General features: G+C 56.4%; 1 protein-coding gene. It reads right to left on the bottom strand.

Going from position 1 to position 1,309, the window contains the following annotated elements; all coding sequences use genetic code 11:
- Positions 1–782, bottom strand: a 782-nt coding sequence (locus tag ACQY6C_RS12785) for a hypothetical protein (protein WP_427969323.1), incomplete at its 3' end; no start/stop codon positions are given.
- Between the last annotated feature and the right edge of the window lie 527 nt (positions 783–1,309).

Genomic DNA, 1,309 nt, shown 5'->3' on the forward strand with positions numbered 1-1,309 from the left:
GTCGCTTTCCAATCGGCTAAAGCATAGAAAATATGGCTGACCATGTGCTGGGCATGGCCAGCATCGGGGGCTGCAACCGCGTAACGTTCTGCCATCCGCTTGCCCAATGGGGCATGGACCGGATCGTCATAGGAATGGATAAGATAGTGCAAGATCCCGGGATGCATTTCGTTGGTCATGAAGCCGGGCTCAAGCAAGCCTGCGGCCTCCATGTAGATTGGTATCTGGCGTCCACCATGCGAGCTTCCCAGGATTGCAAGTCCAGTGAAGGCCCTGATATCGATATCGTCGGGATCGGCAGCGAACATGGATCGCATATGCCCGAGATAGGCTAAATCGCGCGCTTCCTTGGTTCCTTCGCCATAGAGAATTTCGACCGCGCCTAGCCATTCGGCTTCACGAGGGTTGCGGGCTTTTGCTGCGCGATCTGCAGGTGCCGAACCCAGCTTGGCTAGTGCCTCCCGCGCTGCTTCACGATCTTGCTGCTCCCATAGCGGATGATTATGCGTCATCGCCTCACCCCAATAGGCCATTACAAAGTCGGGGTCAGCGTCCTGTGCTTCGCGGAATGCAGTCGCCGCACGGTCATACTCGAAGTTATGGAGAAGGGCGAGGCCCCGCAGAAATGGCTCCTGAGCTGTTTGATCGGCGCTGGTTTGCATCACCATGTATTCTGTACCGACGCGCTCAGACAATGTGACTTCGCCGTCACCATGGCCTGTATGAGCAAGCGCGGTAGACGCCAGCATGAAAGCTGCAGCGCCAGTTATCAAATGTCTCATAGCCCCCTCCTTATCGTGACATTGGCTCGACGAGCGGGTGAATTGCAAGCGTTACCAATTCAAGGCTGGGGCTGATCCCGGTACCATGGAGGGTAACCCTGTCGGCAGTGCGCCCAGCAAACGGCAAGGCCATGGGGTTTGCAGTGAGTATCGCAATTGGCAGCATGTGATTGAGTTGCTCAATGGCAACGGGCTGCACGGCCAAGTAAGGCCGTTCAAATCCCCGTCCGCTTTCCACCCATATTCAGACATTTCCTACATTGCGCCGCGGACCTAGAACACGCCTCGCTCTTTCTCGCAGTCGGACCTTTCTTGCATTCCACGCGCGCGCTGCGTGGCGGGTGACACTTCAGCGCTCAAGAGGCACAATTTGCATCGCCATAGTGACACTCCCGGCCCCAAGGTGACACTTTCCCCCTACAAGAGCGACACAATGGCCTTTCTGCCATTGGACCCTGTTCCATGTGTTCCATCCAGTAGGATTTGACGCTGTGCGAATGCGCGCTGGAACAGACTATTTCGTGTCG

It is taken from the genome of Altererythrobacter sp. (genome assembly GCF_050299635.1).
Classification (GTDB): Bacteria; Pseudomonadota; Alphaproteobacteria; order Sphingomonadales; family Sphingomonadaceae; genus Erythrobacter.